This is a genomic window from Streptomyces sp. NPDC059696 (assembly GCF_042733745.1).
GTDB lineage: Bacteria > Actinomycetota > Actinomycetes > Streptomycetales > Streptomycetaceae > Streptomyces.
Genome location: NZ_JBHWFG010000011.1, coordinates 96,491 through 112,181, shown reverse-complemented (window position 1 = coordinate 112,181; position 15,691 = coordinate 96,491). Strand labels below are relative to the sequence as shown.

The following is a 15,691-nucleotide window of genomic DNA, read 5'->3' as shown; positions in this document are numbered from 1 at the left end:
CCCCGAATGTGACCCTCCGTGGCCTGATCGGGTCACTCCCTCTTCCCGCATCACGCTCCGTGCGGGACGCTCGCAAGTGGCGACACCCTGACGAGGAGGCAACAAGTGGTCGACGCGGATCAGACATTCGTCATCGTCGGAGGCGGACTGGCCGGCGCGAAGGCGGCCGAGACGCTCCGCGCGGAGGGCTTCACCGGCCGCGTGATACTGATCTGCGACGAACGCGACCACCCCTACGAGCGTCCGCCGCTGTCCAAGGGCTACCTCCTCGGCAAGGAGGAACGCGACAGCGTCTTCGTCCACGAACCCGCCTGGTACGCGGCCCACGACATCGAGCTGCACCTCGGCCAGACCGTCGATGCCGTCGACCGCACGGCGAAGACGGTCCGCTTCGGCGAGGACGGCACCGTCGTCCGCTACGACAAACTGCTCCTGGCGACCGGCGCCGAACCCCGCCGCCTGGACATCCCGGGCACGGACCTGGCCGGCGTGCACCACCTGCGCCGCCTGGCCCACGCCGAGCGCCTCAAACACGTCCTGACCCACCTCGGCCGGGACAACGGCCACCTCGTCATCGCCGGTGCCGGCTGGATCGGCCTGGAGGTCGCGGCGGCGGCCCGCGAGTACGGCGCGGAGGTCACGGTCGTCGAGCACGGGCCGACCCCGCTGCACGGCGTGCTGGGCCCCGAGCTCGGCGGGCTCTTCGCGGAGCTGCACCGCGAGCACGGGGTGCGGTTCCACTTCGGCAGGCGGCTCACCGAGATCGTCGGCCAGGACGGCATGGTCCTCGCGGCCCGCACCGACGACGGCGAGGAGCACCCGGCGCACGACGTGCTGGCGGCGATCGGCGCGGCACCGCGCACCCACCTCGCGGAGGCGGCCGGTCTGGAGATCGCCGACCGGGCCCACGGCGGCGGCATCGTCGTCGACGAGCGGCTGCGCACCTCCGACCCGGCCGTCTACGCGGCCGGTGACGTCGTCTCCTTCCCGCACCCCCTGTTCGGCACGCGGGTGCGCGTCGAGCACTGGGCCAACGCCCTGAACGGCGGCCCGGCGGCCGCGCGCTCCATGCTGGGCCACGACGTGACGTACGACCGGGTGCCCTACTTCTTCTCCGACCAGTACGACCTGGGCATGGAGTACTCCGGCTGGGCACCCGCCGGCTCCTACGACCAGGTGGTGATCCGCGGGGACGCCGGGAAGCGCGAGTTCATCGCGTTCTGGGTGAAGGACGGCCGCGTGCTCGCCGGGATGAACGTGAACGTATGGGACGTCACGGACAAGATCCAGCGCCTGATTCGCTCCAAGACCCGGGTGAACACCGAGGCCCTGGCCGACCCGCACACGCCGCTGGACAGCCTCGCCTCCTAGCCGCCGGGGCTGTCAGGAGTGTCGGTGCGGCCCCGTAGACTCACCTCGTGGCAGGACGGATCAACGACGAGGACGTGAAGGCGGTACGGGACGCGGTCCCGATCGACGCCGTGGTGTCCGAGTACCTCCAGCTGCGCAACGCGGGCGGCGGCAACCTCAAGGGTCTCTGCCCGTTCCACGACGAGAAGTCGCCGTCCTTCCAGGTCAGCCCGAGCAAGGGGTTCTTCCACTGCTTCGGCTGCCAGGAGGGCGGCGACACCATCACGTTCGTGATGAAGATCGACCACCTCTCCTTCTCGGAGGCGGTCGAGCGCCTGGCCGGCCAGGCGGGCATCACCCTGCGCTACGAGGAGGGCGGCTACAACCCCTCCCACCAGCGCGGCGAGCGGATCCGCCTGGTCGAGGCCCACAAGATCGCCGCCGACTGGTACGCGGAACAGCTCGCGACCAGCCCGGAGGCCGACACCGGCCGCCAGTTCCTCGCCGAGCGCGGCTTCGACCAGGCCGCCGCCCAGCACTTCTCCGTCGGCTACAGCCCCCAGGGCTGGGACCACCTCACGCGCTACCTGCGCGGCAAGGGCTTCACCGACAAGGAGCTGATCCTCTCCGGCCTCTCCCAGGAGGGCCGCCGCGGCCCCATCGACCGCTTCCGCGGCCGGCTGATGTGGCCCATCCGCGACATCGGCGGTGACGTCGTCGGCTTCGGCGCCCGCAAGCTCTACCAGGCGGACAACGGCCCGAAGTACCTGAACACGCCCGAGACGGCGATCTACAAGAAGTCCCAGGTCCTCTACGGCATCGACCTCGCCAAGAAGGACATCGCCAAGGCGTCCCGCGCGGTCGTCGTCGAGGGCTACACGGACGTCATGGCCTGCCACCTCGCCGGTGTGACGACCGCCATCGCCACCTGCGGCACCGCCTTCGGCGGCGACCACATCAAGATCCTCCGCCGGCTGCTCATGGACAACGGCTCGGCCCGCGTGATCTTCACCTTCGACGGCGACGCCGCCGGCCAGAAGGCCGCCCTGCGCGCCTTCGAGGACGACCAGAAGTTCGCCGCCGAGACGTACATCGCCATCGCCCCCGACGGCATGGACCCCTGCGACCTGCGGCTCGCCAAGGGCGACGAGGCCGTCGCCGACCTGGTCGAACCCCGCACCCCGCTCTTCGAGTTCGCCCTGCGCCAGATCGTGAGCCGCTACGACCTCGACACCCCGGCCGGCCGCGCCGCCGCCCTGGACGAGGCCGCGCCGATCGTCGCCCGCATCAAGAACAGCGGCGCCCAGCACGAGGTCGCCGTCGAGCTCGCCGGCATGCTCGGCATCCTCGACACCCAGTTCGTCGTCAAGCGCGTCGCCCAGCTGGCCCGCTGGGCCCGCGACCGCGGCGGCAAGGGCCCGGCCCCCGAGCGGCACCACCGGACACAGCAGTACGCCGGCCCACCCGCCCCCACCACCTCCCGCGGCCCGGCCCTGAACCTCCGCAACCCGGTCTTCGCAACCGAACGCGAACTGCTCAAACTGGCCCTGCAACGCCCCGAGTTGGTCTCCCCGGCCTTCGACGCCTACGGGGTGGACGAGTTCACCGCCCCGCCCTACGCCGCCGTCCGCCAGGCCATCCAGGACGCCGGCGGCGCCGAACTGGGCGTCGCCGACCCCCAGGACTACCTGGTCAAGGTCCGCGAGGCCGCCCCGGACGACGCGGTCCGCGCGACGGTGACGGAGCTCGCCGTCGAGGCGATCCTGCTGCACAAGGGCGTGAAGGGCGCCGACGAGGTGTACGCGGGCGCCCAGCTCGTGACGGTCCGCCGCCGCGCCGTGGAGCGCCGCATCCGCGACATCACCAGCCGGCTCACCCGCCTCGGCACCCACGGCGACCCGGCCGAACTCGCCGCCGTGCAGAACGAACTGTGGGTCCTCCAGCAGTACGACCAGGCCCTCCGGGAACACGGCGCCGCCGCGCTCTGACCCGGCTCAGGCCCCGGCCCCCTCGAAGGCCGGTGCCACCGCGCGCACCAGCCGCTCGGCGAACGCCCGCTCGTCGTCCCGGAACCGGGGGTACTCGGTGACGAAGTGGTCCCACTCCACAAAGCCGACCGCCTCCACCACGTCCTCCAGGAGGACCTTCTCGCGGTACGGGTAGGGCCACTCGCCCGACAGCCGGAACACTTTGTGCAGCAGCTCGTAGCGCAACGGGTACCGCTCGGCCAGCAGCACGGCGTCGTAGAGGTCCTTGCCCTGGGCGTGCATGTCGTTGATCACCCACATCAGCTTCCAGGCCAGCGACAGTTCGGGCGTCGCGGCCCGGACGAGCACACCGCCCGGCAGCTCGACGAGCTCGGGTTCCTCGGGCAGCGGCTCGTTGAAGACGAAGTCCAGCTGGACGTGGCCGCCGGGCAGACCGGGCGCGGCCCAGGGGAGCACCATGCGCCGGCCGGGCACGCGGTCGTACGTCCAGATGTCCTCGGCCACCATGCCCCGCGCCGAGATCCCGATGCCCGGCCCCCGTGCCTCGGCCAGCTCCTGCGCTGCCGTCGCGATCCCGGTCAGCATCCGGTCCGTCCGGCCGTCCTCCATCCGCCAGGTGTGCGGAACGACGACGAAGTCCAGGTCACCGGGCTCGCGCGCGGCCTCCCCGAACCACGCCGACATCAGCACGCTGCCCCGCAGCACCAGCGAGTCCACCCACGGCGAGCCGCTGATCGCGGCCAGCACCAGATGCAGCGCCCGGCGGCGGGCCGCCCGCCACGCCTCGTCCCGCGTCGGGTCGCCGAAGCACGGGTCGGTGGCCCGATAAGCCTTGTTGAGGTGCTTCAGGGCCGGGTCGAAGACCGGGCGCTGCACCACGTCGTCCCCCGGCACCGGACACAGCGTCTTCGGCAGGTGCTCCACCCGGCGCGTGGCGTCGTCCAGCGGCTCCCGGGGGATCTCGGAGCTCTGCCACCCGAACCGCTCCCACGCCGACCCGGTCATGTCCGTACCCCCACCGGCTCCTCCAGCCATCCCTCGTCCACCGACACATCACTGTCGTGGAGCACGAACTCCCGCTCCACGCCCAGCACTTCACCACCACCCAGCTCGGTCAGCAGCCGCTCCAGCGCCCGGCCCGCGCCCTCGGCGTCCACCGCGTGGCAGCGCTGGGTCACGAACCGCTCGTGATGCTCGCCCCGCACCCGCCGGGCGTTCCACGACAGATGGGCGCCGTGCGGCGTGACGCGCGCCGCGAGAGCCGCCAGGTCCGTGTCCGCGCTGAGCCGCAGCTTCACATGGTGCTCGAAGTACCGTCCGTCGTCGCAGGGACGGCGCGGTACCTCCGGGGACCAGGGCGACGACTCGATCTTCACGCGCACCGGATCGAAACCGTCCGCCCGCAGACGCGCCACCACGTCCCGCACCCGCGCCCCTTCACGGGCGTACGACGACGAACCGGACAGGGTGAGCATGGGCTGGTCGCGCATCCGGCCCCTGGCCAGCACGATGTGCGTGAGCTTGAACCCACCCGCCGCCGCCCAGCGGCGCAACCGGGCGAACTCGTCGGGACCGACGCAGCGGACCGTCACATGCGACTCGTACAGGGAAGCGGACATCGCACGATCGTCGCAGACCAGGGACGCGTGAGGCATCCGGGTTTTCCACGAGGGGCGACCGCGCGGTCACGGACCGGAAGCAAAAAGTCATCGCACGCCCCTCGTGGCGACGATGTGTCTTACCCCACACTGGGTTCCGGTGCCTGAGTCCTCGGAGCGCGGCCGATCCGTCACCGACGGGTCCCAGACCCCCGCGGTTCCGCTCATCGCGTACGGGACGGAAAGCGGCGAGGCCGCCGACTCCGCCCCCGAAGTACCGCTGTCGTACTCCTTGGCAGCGATCATCCTGGAGGTCGCCCCCGTGCAGACCCAGACCCTCACCCAGACCGACGCCGGTGCCGTCGCCGACGCCGACGGAGCCGCGCCGGACGCGGAGGCCGACGCCCTGTCAGGAGTCCCGGCGCAGGGCCGCGCCGCGCACCACCCCGAGTCGGGGCCGGAGCCGGAGGAGCCGCCCGCCGAGGCCATCGAGGCGGCGGAACCTCCCGAGGCGGTCGAACCCCCGCCGGTCCGCACCGAGTCCGGCAGCCCCTCCTCGGACCTGTTCCGCCAGTACCTGCGGGAGATCGGCCGCATCCCCCTGCTCACCGCCGCCGAGGAGGTCGAACTCGCCCGCCGCGTCGAGGCCGGCCTGTTCGCGGAGGAGAAGCTGCGGCTCACCCCAGACCTGGACAGCCAGCTCGCCCTCGATCTGGACCGGCTCGTCGTCATGGGCCGCATGGCCAAGCGCCGCCTGATCGAGGCCAATCTGCGCCTGGTCGTCTCGGTCGCCAAGCGCTACGTCGGCCGCGGCCTGACGATGCTCGACCTCGTGCAGGAGGGCAACCTCGGCCTGATCAGGGCCGTCGAGAAGTTCGACTACGCCCGCGGCTACAAGTTCTCCACGTACGCCACCTGGTGGATCCGCCAGGCCATGTCCCGCGCCCTGGCCGACCAGGCGCGCACCATAAGGGTCCCCGTCCACGTCGTGGAGCTCATCAACCGGGTCGTCCGCGTCCAGCGCCGCATGCTCCAGGAGCGCGGCTACGAGCCGACACCCGAGGAGGTCGCGGCCCAACTGGACCTGCAGCCGGAGCGGGTCCGCGAGGTCCTGCGCCTCGCCCAGGAGCCGGTGTCGCTGCACGCGCCCGTCGGCGAGGAGGACGACGTCGCCCTCGGCGACCTCATCGAGGACGGCGACGCGGCCTCCCCGGTGGAGTCGGCGGCGTTCCTGCTGCTCAGGGAGCACCTGGAGGCGGTCCTGTCGACCCTGGGCGAGCGGGAGCGGAAGGTCGTCCAGCTGCGGTACGGCCTGGCGGACGGCCGTCCGCGCACACTGGAGGAGATCGGCAGGATCTTCGGAGTGACGCGGGAACGGATACGGCAGATCGAGTCGAAGACCTTGAACAAACTGCGGGATCACGCCTTCGCGGACCAGCTGAGGGGCTATCTGGACTGATGCCGGCCGCGGGCCGGTGGGGGCGGATCGCGCCGTTCCCCGCGCCCCTTCAGGGGCGTCAGCCGCACGTACCCAAGGGGCGCGGGGAACTGCGCGACCAGCCCCCACCGGACCCGCAGCCGCCCCACGACCCCACTCGGCACCGCCACAGGCCGCTCAGTCCACCTCCGCCACCGCCTGCGCGAACTGCGCCTTGTACAGCCGCGCATACGCGCCGTCCGCCGCCAGCAGCTCCTCGTGCGCGCCCTGCTCCACGATCGACCCGTTCTCCATCACCAGGATCGTGTCCGCGTCCCGGATCGTCGACAGCCTGTGGGCGATGACGAACGAGGTCCGCCCATGGGCGAGTTTCGCCATGGCCTTCTGAATGAGAACCTCGGTCCGCGTGTCGACGGAGCTCGTCGCCTCGTCCAGGACCAGGATCACCGGGTCGGACAGGAACGCCCGGGCGATGGTGATGAGCTGCTTCTCACCCGCGCTCACCCCCGTGCCCTCGTCGTCGATCACCGTGTCGTACCCGTCCGGCAGCGTCCGCACGAACCGGTCCGCGTGCGCCGCCCGGGCCGCCTCCTCGATCTCCCCGCGGGTGACCTCCCGGGAGGCGCCGTAGGCGATGTTCTCCGCGATCGTGCCGCCGAACAGCCAGGTGTCCTGCAGCACCATGCCGATCCCGGCCCGCAGTTCGTCCCGGGACATCCGCGCGATGTCGACCCCGTCGAGCGTGATGCGCCCGCCGGTGACGTCGTAGAACCGCATCAGCAGATTCACCAGCGTCGTCTTGCCGGCACCGGTCGGGCCGACGATGGCGACCGTGTGTCCGGGCTCGACCTTCAGCGACAGGTCCTCGATCAGCGGCTTGTCGGGGTCGTAGCGGAACGACACGTGCTCCAGCGCCACCTGCCCGCGCAGTTCCTCGGGGCGCACACCCGGCACCGGGTCCGCCTCCTGCTCCTCGGCGTCGAGCAGTTCGAAGACCCGCTCCGCCGAGGCGACACCCGACTGCACCAGGTTCGCCATCGAGGCGATCTGCGTCAGCGGCATGGAGAACTGCCGCGAGTACTGGATGAAGGCCTGCACGTCACCGATGGACAGCGAGCCCGAGGCGACCCGCAGTCCGCCCACGACCGCCACCAGCACGTAGTTCAGGTTCGACACGAACATCATCAGCGGCTGCATGACCCCGCTGTTGAACTGCGCCTTGAACCCCGCCTCGTACAGCGCGTCGTTCTGCTCGGCGAACTGCCGCGCCGACTCCTCCTGCCGCCCGAACACCTTCACCAGGGCGTGCCCGGTGTACATCTCCTCGATGTGCGCGTTCAGCTTGCCCGTCGAGCGCCACTGCTGCACGAAGTGCGGCTGCGACCGCTTGCCCACCCGCGTGGCCACGACGAACGACAGCGGCACGGTCACCAGCGCGACCAGCGCCAGGATCCAGGAGACGTAGAACATCATCGCGAGCACGCCGACGACGGTCAGCACCGAGTTGATGAGCTGCCCCATCGACTGCTGGAGGGTCTGCCCGATGTTGTCGATGTCGTTCGTCGCCCGGGACAGCACCTCACCGCGCTGCCGCCGGTCGAAGTACGACAGGGGCATCCGCGACAGCTTCGTCTGGACGTCCTCACGCATCCGGAACATGGTCCGGTTCACGGCCCGGTTCACCAGCCGTGTCGCCACCGCCATCAGCAGCCCGGCCACCGTGAACACGCCCAGCGCCAGCAGCAGTACGTGCCCGACGGCCGTGAAGTCGATGCCCTCGCCCGGGGTGAAGTCGGTGCTGCGCAGCATGTCGGCGACGTCACCGTCCCCGCGCTGCCGCATCTGCTCCAGCACCTGCTCCTTGGACGCCCCCTGCGGCATGCCCCGGCCGACGATGCCCGCGAAGACCAGGTCGGTCGCCTTGCCGAGGATCTTCGGCCCGACGACGTTCAGGCCGACGCTGAGCACCACGCACAGCAGCAGCACGTAGATGGTGACCCGCTCCGGCCCGAACCGCGCGACGAGCCGTTTGCCCGACCCCTTGAAGTCGAGCGAGCGCTGGTCGGGGCCGCCCCCGGCCATCATCCGCCCCATGGGCCCCGCCATCAGGCAGCCTCCGCTTCCGTGAGCTGGGAGAGCACGATCTCCCGGTAGGTCTCGTTGTCCGCCATCAGCTCGTGGTGCCGGCCGGTCCCGACGACCCGGCCCTCGTCGAGGACCACGATCCGGTCGGCGTCCCGGATGGTCGCCACCCGCTGCGCGACGATCAGCACGGTCGCCTCGGCGGTCTCCTCGGTGAGCGCGGCCCGCAGCGCGGCGTCCGTGGCGTAGTCGAGCGCGGAGAAGGAGTCGTCGAACAGGTAGATCTCGGGCCGCTGCACCAGTGTCCGGGCGATCGCGAGCCGCTGGCGCTGACCACCGGAGACGTTCGTCCCGCCCTGCGCGATCGGCGCGTCGAGGCCGCCCTCCAGCCGCTCCACGAAGTCCTTGGCCTGCGCCACCTCCAGCGCGTGCCACAGCTCCTCGTCGGTGGCGTCCGGATGGCCGTAGCGCAGGTTGGTCGCCACCGTCCCCGCGAACAGGTACGGCTTCTGCGGCACCATCCCGACGGTCTTCGCGAGCAGCTTCGGGTCGATGTCCGCCACCTCGACGCCGTCGACGAGCACCTGCCCCTCGGTCGCGTCGAACAGCCGCGGCACCAGCCCGAGAAGGGTGGACTTGCCGCTGCCGGTCGAGCCGATGACGGCGGTCGTCTCACCCGGCCGGGCCACCAGGTCCACGGCCCGCAGCACCGGCTCCTCGGCACCCGGATAGCGGAAGCCCGCACCCCGGATCTCCAGATGCCCGTGCCGGCGCAGCTCCCGCACCGGCGCCGACGGCGGGACGACGCTGGAGGAGGTGTCCAGCACCTCCTGCACGCGCTCGGCGCACACCTCAGCGCGCGGCACCATCATGAACATGAAGGTGGCCATCATCACGGACATGACGATCTGCATCAGATAGGCCAGGAACGCCGTCAGATCGCCGATCTGCATGCCGCCGCTGTCGATCCGGTGCGCGCCGAACCACACCACGGCGATCGACGACAGGTTCACCACCGTCATGACGATCGGGAACATCAACGCCAACAGGTTGCCGGTGCCCAGCGCGAAGTCGGTGAGGTCGGTGTTGGCCTTCCGGAAGCGCTGCTGCTCGTACTCGTCGCGCACGAAGGCCCGGATCACCCGGTTGCCGGTGATCTGCTCGCGCAGCACCCGGTTCACCGAGTCCAGCCGCTCCTGCATCGCCCGGAACAGCGGCCGCAGCCGCCGCACGATCAGCGTCACGCAGATGCCCAGCACCGGCACGACCGCCACCAGCACCCCGGACAGCGGCACATCGAGACCGAGCGCCAGCACGATGCCGCCCACGCACATGATCGGCGCCGACACCAGCAGCGTGAACGTCATCAGCGCCAGCATCTGCACCTGCTGGACGTCGTTCGTCGTCCGCGTGATCAGCGACGGCGCCCCGAAGTGACCGACCTCACGCGCGGAGAACGACTGCACCCGGTCGAACACGGACGCCCGCAGATCCCGTCCGAGCGCCGACGCCGTGCGGGCGCCGTAGTACACGGCACCGATGTTGCACACGACCTGGACCAGCGAGATGCCGATCATCAGGCCGCCGTAGCCCAGGATGTAGCCGGTGTCGCCGTTCACGACACCCTGGTCGATGATGTCCGCGTTCAGTGTGGGCAGGTAGAGCGTGGCGCAGGTCTGCAGGAACTGCAGCAGCACCAGCAGGGCGATGGGTCTCTTGTAGGGCCTGAGATAGGTCCGCAGAAGTCGTATGAGCACGCTGCTTCTCTCGGAGTGGATGACGGGGCCGAGTGGTTGCCCCTGGCCCCTATCGTCGAACACTCCACCCGCGTTACCTCAACCGAATTAACCCAACAGGCGGTCAAGTCCTTCAGAGGGCGCCGGGGTGGGTCTGCTCCCGCACCGCCACGAACTGCTGCCGCACCGCCTGCCCCACGGCCAGCTCCTCCCCGGGCTCCAGCACCTGAGCCACCGCGCCCTGCCAGGCCGGCGGGTTGCGCACGTCGAGCGTGCCCTGCGAGGCCCCCAGTGCCCAGGCCGCCTGGCGGGCGGCGCCGATCGCCGCGTAGTCGGCGGGCTGCGGCACCACGACCTGCGTCCCGAACAGCATGGGCGCCGCGGCCTGCACGGCGGGCAGTTCGGCGGCCGGCCCCAGCAGGAACACCCGCCGCACCTCCACGCCCCGGCCGCGCAGCACGTCCAGCGCGTCCGCCAGCCCGCACAGCATCCCCTCGAACGCGGCCCGTGCCAGATGCTCCGCCTTCATCGACTCGCGCCGGAGCCCGGCCAGGGTCCCGGCCGTGTGCGGCAGGTTCGGTGTCCGCTCGCCCTCCAGATACGGCAGCAGCACCAGCCCGTGCGACCCGGGCGTCGACTTCATCGCCAGATCGGACAGGCTCTCCAGATCGGGCAGCCCGAGCAGCTCGGCCGCCCCGCGCAGCGTGCGTACGGCGTTCAGCGTGGTGACGACGGGCAGGTGCATGCCGGTCGCGTCGGCGAGCGCGGTGATCATCCCGGACCCGTCGACCAGGGCCTCGGGGTGCACGGCCATCACGGACCCGGACGCGCCCAGCGACACCACCGCGTCACCGAGGCCGATACCGAGCCCGAACGCCGCCGCCATGGTCTCGCCGGTCCCCACGGAGATCAGCAGCCCCTCCGGCGTCCTGCCCGCCGCGTCCGCCGGGCCGATCACCTCCGGCAGCATCACCTGGTGCCCGAGCGCCAGCTCCACGAGGTCGGGCCGGTAGCCGCCGGTCGCCGCCGACCAGTAGCCGGTGCCGGACGCACCGCCACGGTCGGTGGTTCTCCTGACCGGCCGGCCCAGCAGCTGCCACACCAGCCAGTCGTGCGCCTGGAGCAGGATCGCCGTGCGCTGCGCGTTCTCCGGTTCGGTCCGGGCCAGCCAGCGCAGCTTCGTCACCGGCTGCGCGGCCTGCGGCACACAGCCCACCGCCTGCGCCCACGCCTCGCGGCCGCCGAGCGCGTCGATCAGATCGGCCGCGGCGACCTGCGTCCGCTTGTCGCCGCCGACCATCGCGGGCCGCACGGTGTTGCCCTGCGCGTCCAGCGGCACGACGGCGTTCTGCTGCGCCGAGACGCCGATCGCCTGCACACCCTCCAGCAGCCCGCCGCCCGCGGCCTCGCCCAGGGAGAGCAGCCAGGCCTGCGGGTCGACGTCGGACGGCCGGCCGCCGCCCTCGGGGCTCTCCACCGGATGTGGTGCATATCCCTGCCTGAGCACGGCTCCGGAGTCCGTGTCACAGACGACGATACGAGTGAAATCGGGTGAACTGTCCAACCCGGCGACTATCCCCATGGCGAAAATTCTGCCGTACGCTCCGCTCGGGTTGAGCCGTGGGAGCCGCAGGGGGGTCGCCGGGTTCCGGGTGCGGGCCGCGTTGTGGCTGGTCGCGCAGTTCCCCGCGCCCCTTCCGGGGGCGCGGTCCTTCTCGGCATCGGAAGATCAGGTGTTGGTCGTGCCCCAGTCGTCCTCGCCGCCGTTGTGGGTGGCGCGGTCGCGGAGGTGGCGGACGCGGTCGGCCACCGATTCGGGGACACGGTCTCCGACCTTGTCGCTCACCACGTGGTACGCCTTGCCCGCGAACTCGCGGCCCTGGTGGGCCGCCGTCTCCGCGGTGTTGCGCACGGCGGGGTTCTGCGCGAACTGCCGGGCTGACTTCTTCAACTGCTCGTAGCGCTCTCGTCCGGCCCTCGTGCCCAGCACGTAACCCAGGACGACTCCGGCGACGAACGTGAGCCGGTAACGCATGGCGGCCACCCTTCCCTTGCGTAGGTTCCCGGTGCGGCGTCGGTGCCGGGGAGTACCGATTGGCGGAGCACCCCCCTGCTTGCGCTAATGTATGTGTCGCAGCGAACGCGCGCCCCCTGGCGGATACCCAGGTAGGTACGTTCGATGCAAACGAGACCTTCCTCGGTAGCTCAATTGGCAGAGCAGCCGGCTGTTAACCGGCAGGTTACTGGTTCGAGTCCAGTCCGGGGAGCTCGGTCCTCCGTAGCTCAATTGGCAGAGCAGCCGGCTGTTAACCGGCAGGTTACTGGTTCGAGTCCAGTCGGGGGAGCAGGTGGGAAACGGACCCCTCTCAGGGGTCCTTTTTCATGCCCGATCCGCTGGTCCGGGAACCGCGCGGTGCCCGGCGCAGTCCTCATGGTCACGTAGGCCGTGCGGAGCCGCCCAGCCGAAGCAGGAGATCGTATGAGCGGCTATGCTGCGGCAGACGGCGCGCACACATGTACGCGACACGCCGCTATGGGGCGGTAGCTCAGCCGGTTAGAGCAGCGGACTCATAATCCGTCGGCCGTGGGTTCGAGTCCCACCCGCCCCACTGCGCAGGTCTTCAGCCTGCCGAAACGTTCCTCGTGGATGCCGGACGTCAACTCCGGCTCCGGTGGCGGGAAATCACCGCTCGCGAGCGCCGAGGTGTCCGCGCAGCACGGCCGGGTGCCGTTTCTTCCCCCCTCTATACGTACGCTCTCCCTTCTATACGTACGTTCTCCCCTCTGGTGACGGCCCGGCGCGGGTCGGATCGGAGATGCGGGGGGCTTTCCACCGGGTGAGCATGAGACGCGACCGGGTCGACGTCGAGGGTGGGGAGAAGCCGGAGGCAGGGCGAGCGGTGACGACCGACGAGATCCTCTTCGGCGTGGGGCTGACCTTCGTGCTCGCGGTCGGCTCCCAGATCCTCGCGGCCCGCCTACGGGTGCCGGCGCTGATCGTCCTCCTCCCGGCCGGGTTCACCGCGGGGGCGCTGACCGACGACATCCACCCCGACCGGCTGCTCGGGGCGGCCTTCGCACCCATGGTGTCGCTCGCCGTGGCGGTCATCCTCTACGACTCCGGGCTCGGACTCGACCTGCGCAAGCTCCGGGGACGCCAGCGCCGCACCGTGGGCAGACTGATCGTGGCCGGGGTGGTCCTGTCCTGGGCGGCCACCACGGTGTACGCCGCGCCCGTGCTGGGGATGTCCGGGCAGGCGGCGCTCGTGCTCGGTGCGATCCTCGTGGTCTCGGGTCCCACGGTCGTGGGGCCGCTGCTCGCCTTCGTCCGGCCCGACGACCGTCTCCAGCGGATCCTCACCTGGGAGGGCTCCCTCGTGGACCCCGTCGGGGGCATTCTGGGCGCCCTGGTCTACGCGGCCGTCCTCCACGACGGGTCCGGCGGCGGCTTCGGGCACCGGGTGGTGCAGTTCGCGACCAGTGTCGGGGTCGGTCTGGCCGGCGCCGTCGTGGGGACGGCGCTGCTGTGGCTGCTGCTGGCCAAGCTCCGGCTCGGTGACGTGCCGGCCACCTCGGCGCAGCTCGCCACGGTGATCGCGGTGGCCGCGGCCTGCGACATGGTCCGTGACGACTCGGGGCTCATCGCCGCGATCGTCATGGGGCTCGCGGTGGTGTATCTGCCCGGGTTCGATGTGCCCGAGGAGCGTCCCTTCTTCGAGACGCTGGTGCGGTTGATCATCGGGCTGCTGTTCGTCTCCATCTCCGCCACGGTCACCCCTGCCTCCGTGTGGCACGTGCTGCTGCCGGCGCTCGGTCTGGTCGCGGTCCTCGTCCTGGTCGCGCGTCCCCTCGCCGCCTGGCTGGCGACGCTGGGAGCGGGCCTGACCCGAGGCGAGCGCGGCTTCCTCGCGTGGATGGCGCCCCGGGGCATCGTGGCCGCCGCCAACGCGTCGACCTTCTCCGCCGGTCTCGTCGCGGCGGGCACCGGCGGGGCCGGCAAGATCCTGCCGGTCACGTTCCTGGTGATCGCCGCCACCGTCACGCTCTACGGCCTGACAGCGGTACCCGTCGCCCGGCACCTGGGCGTCACCCGCGCCACCCGCGCCCGGCCCCTGCTGGTCGGTGGTGACCCCTGGGCGGTCGACCTGGGGCGCGCTCTGCGGTCGGCAGGTCTGGAGGTGCTGATGTGGGCGAGCACCGAGGAACAGAGGGAGCGGATCCGCGCCGCCGGCCTGGAACTGGCGCCGGGGGAGCTGCTGGCAGCGGCCACCGGCCGGGGCGCCCGGCTGGAAGGCATCACGTCGGTACTGCTCCTCACGGACGAGGACGATTTCAACGCCCTGGCGTCGGAGGTGCTGCACCGTGGCGGGAAGGTCCCGGTCTACCGCCTCGGGCCGCGCAGCCGGGAGTACGGCGTCGTCGCCCCCTACGGCGGTGGTGACACCCTGCTCGCCGGGGAACTCACCCGCCTCACCGTCTTCCAGCGCCACCGGCAGGGGGCCCGCATCGTCGCGCGGCCCTTCGACGGACCCGTCCCGCAGGGGTACGACCTGCTGCTCCTGGTACGCCCGGGCGGCCGGCTCGCACCCGTCGGCGACGACGGAGCACCCGCACCGCGGCCCGGTGACGTCGCCGTCCTGCTCGGACCGGTACCGGACGGCCCCGCCGGGCCTGACTGAGGAGCCTCCGGCGCGGTGGCTCAGCGCAGCAGGAGCTGGACGATGGCGACGACGCCGACGGCGACGATGACCGCGCGCAGTGCCGTGGGGGGCAGGCGCCTGCCGACCTTGGCGCCGATCTGACCGCCGAGGGCGGAGCCGACGGCGATCAGCAGGACGGCCGTCCAGTCGAACTCGGCGACGAAGAGGAAGAAGCAGGCGGCGACGCCGTTGACGACGGCGCCGAGGATGTTCTTGACGCCGTTGACGCGTTGCAGATCCTCGTCCAGGAACAGGCCCATCAGGGAGAGGTACAGCACTCCCTGGGCGGCGCCGAAGTAGCCGCCGTACACACTCGCCAGGAGCAGTCCGGTCAGGAGCACGGGCCCGCCGTGCGGACGGCCGGGGGAGCCGTTGTCCTCGCGGCGGCGCCGTACGACCTCGGCGAGGCGGGGCTGGAGCAGGACGAGGACCAGTGCGAGGGCGATCAGCACCGGGACGAACGTGTCGAAGGCCTCGGAGGGCAGTGCGAGCAGCAGGACGGCGCCGCCGAGCCCGCCGACGAGAGCGGTCAGGCCGAGGACGAGCGCCCGGCGGCCCTGCCCGCGCAGTTCGGCGCGATAGCCGATGGCGCCGCTGATGGAACCGGGGACGAGACCGAGGGCGTTGGAGACGTTGGCGGTGACCGGCGGCAGCCCGATGGCGAGCAGCACCGGGAAGGTGATCAGGGTGCCGGAGCCCACGATGGTGTTGATCGTGCCGGCTGCCGTGCCGGCCGCGAAGACCGCCAGTGCTTCCCAGATGGACAACGCCATCTCCTCACAGGGCTCGGTGTATCGCC

General features: G+C 71.3%; 11 protein-coding genes and 3 tRNA genes. 7 read left to right on the top strand and 7 right to left on the bottom strand.

Annotation, left to right across the window (positions count from 1 at the left end):
- The first annotated feature begins 105 nt into the window (after positions 1-105).
- Entirely contained in the window at positions 106-1,371 is a 1,266-nt protein-coding gene (locus ACFV20_RS14860; protein WP_385656276.1) for an NAD(P)/FAD-dependent oxidoreductase, read from the top strand.
- Positions 1,372-1,418: 47 nt separating this feature from the next.
- A complete protein-coding gene (gene dnaG, locus ACFV20_RS14855) occupies positions 1,419-3,338 on the top strand; it encodes a DNA primase (protein WP_385656274.1) in 1,920 nt (639 codons plus the stop codon).
- 6 nt (positions 3,339-3,344) lie between these two features.
- Here the strand turns inward: dnaG and ACFV20_RS14850 are convergent, their stop codons facing one another.
- Both ACFV20_RS14850 and ACFV20_RS14845 read right to left on the bottom strand, forming a co-directional pair.
- Positions 3,345-4,343 carry a nucleotidyl transferase AbiEii/AbiGii toxin family protein gene (locus ACFV20_RS14850; RefSeq protein WP_385656273.1) on the bottom strand — a complete coding sequence of 333 codons (999 nt, stop codon included), beginning with the start codon at positions 4,341-4,343 and terminating at the stop codon, positions 3,345-3,347.
- Positions 4,340-4,957 (bottom strand): hypothetical protein, encoded by a 618-nt coding sequence (locus ACFV20_RS14845; RefSeq protein ID WP_385656271.1) that lies wholly within the window; start codon positions 4,955-4,957, stop codon positions 4,340-4,342. Before ACFV20_RS14845 ends, ACFV20_RS14850 begins: the two co-directional genes overlap by 4 nt.
- Before the next feature lie 139 nt (positions 4,958-5,096).
- On the opposite strand from ACFV20_RS14845, the gene ACFV20_RS14840 reads away from it, so the two are divergent.
- Complete coding sequence (locus ACFV20_RS14840; protein ID WP_385656269.1) at positions 5,097-6,395, top strand: RNA polymerase sigma factor; 1,299 nt, start codon at positions 5,097-5,099, stop codon at positions 6,393-6,395.
- Positions 6,396-6,551: 156 nt separating this feature from the next.
- Here ACFV20_RS14840 and ACFV20_RS14835 read toward each other — a convergent pair whose 3' ends face one another.
- The 4 genes from ACFV20_RS14835 to ACFV20_RS14820 all read right to left on the bottom strand — a co-directional run bounded on the left by ACFV20_RS14835 (position 6,552) and on the right by ACFV20_RS14820 (position 12,227).
- On the bottom strand, positions 6,552-8,480 hold the full coding sequence (locus ACFV20_RS14835; protein WP_385656267.1) for an ABC transporter ATP-binding protein: 1,929 nt from the start codon (positions 8,478-8,480) through the stop codon (positions 6,552-6,554).
- Complete coding sequence (locus ACFV20_RS14830; protein WP_385656265.1) at positions 8,480-10,213, bottom strand: ABC transporter ATP-binding protein; 1,734 nt, start codon at positions 10,211-10,213, stop codon at positions 8,480-8,482. The genes ACFV20_RS14835 and ACFV20_RS14830 overlap by 1 nt, the downstream gene beginning before the upstream one ends.
- A 112-nt stretch (positions 10,214-10,325) precedes the next feature.
- Positions 10,326-11,774: an FGGY-family carbohydrate kinase gene (locus ACFV20_RS14825; RefSeq protein WP_385656263.1), complete on the bottom strand. Its 1,449-nt coding sequence runs from the start codon at positions 11,772-11,774 to the stop codon at positions 10,326-10,328.
- A 147-nt stretch (positions 11,775-11,921) separates the two neighbouring features.
- On the bottom strand, positions 11,922-12,227 hold the full coding sequence (locus ACFV20_RS14820) for a YtxH domain-containing protein (RefSeq protein ID WP_033306263.1): 306 nt from the start codon (positions 12,225-12,227) through the stop codon (positions 11,922-11,924).
- A 159-nt stretch (positions 12,228-12,386) separates the two neighbouring features.
- Here ACFV20_RS14820 and ACFV20_RS14815 point away from each other — a divergent pair.
- From ACFV20_RS14815 to ACFV20_RS14800, 4 genes are all read left to right on the top strand, one after another.
- Positions 12,387-12,459: transfer RNA gene (locus ACFV20_RS14815), tRNA-Asn, on the top strand.
- Between the two features lie 5 nt (positions 12,460-12,464).
- Positions 12,465-12,537, top strand: a tRNA-Asn gene (locus ACFV20_RS14810).
- Between the two features lie 190 nt (positions 12,538-12,727).
- Positions 12,728-12,801 (top strand) — tRNA-Ile (locus tag ACFV20_RS14805).
- 291 nt (positions 12,802-13,092) lie between these two features.
- The gene (locus tag ACFV20_RS14800) at positions 13,093-14,871 is read left to right on the top strand and encodes a cation:proton antiporter (protein ID WP_385656460.1); all 1,779 of its coding nucleotides are present in this window, start codon (positions 13,093-13,095) and stop codon (positions 14,869-14,871) included.
- 20 nt (positions 14,872-14,891) lie between these two features.
- Here the strand turns inward: ACFV20_RS14800 and ACFV20_RS14795 are convergent, their stop codons facing one another.
- The gene (locus tag ACFV20_RS14795; protein WP_385656261.1) at positions 14,892-15,665 is read right to left on the bottom strand and encodes a sulfite exporter TauE/SafE family protein; all 774 of its coding nucleotides are present in this window, start codon (positions 15,663-15,665) and stop codon (positions 14,892-14,894) included.
- Positions 15,666-15,691: the final 26 nt, after the last annotated feature.

Excerpts from the sequence above, each read along its gene's own strand:
- ACFV20_RS14835 (WP_385656267.1), bottom strand. The coding sequence starts at position 8,480 with ATGGCGGGGCCCATGGGGCGGATGATGGCCGGGGGCGGCCCCGACCAG.
- ACFV20_RS14795 (WP_385656261.1), bottom strand. The coding sequence starts at position 15,665 with ATGGCGTTGTCCATCTGGGAAGCACTGGCGGTCTTCGCGGCCGGCACG.
- ACFV20_RS14825 (WP_385656263.1), bottom strand. The coding sequence starts at position 11,774 with ATGGGGATAGTCGCCGGGTTGGACAGTTCACCCGATTTCACTCGTATC.
- ACFV20_RS14845 (WP_385656271.1), bottom strand. The coding sequence starts at position 4,957 with ATGTCCGCTTCCCTGTACGAGTCGCATGTGACGGTCCGCTGCGTCGGT.
- ACFV20_RS14850 (WP_385656273.1), bottom strand. The coding sequence starts at position 4,343 with ATGACCGGGTCGGCGTGGGAGCGGTTCGGGTGGCAGAGCTCCGAGATC.
- ACFV20_RS14820 (WP_033306263.1), bottom strand. The coding sequence starts at position 12,227 with ATGCGTTACCGGCTCACGTTCGTCGCCGGAGTCGTCCTGGGTTACGTG.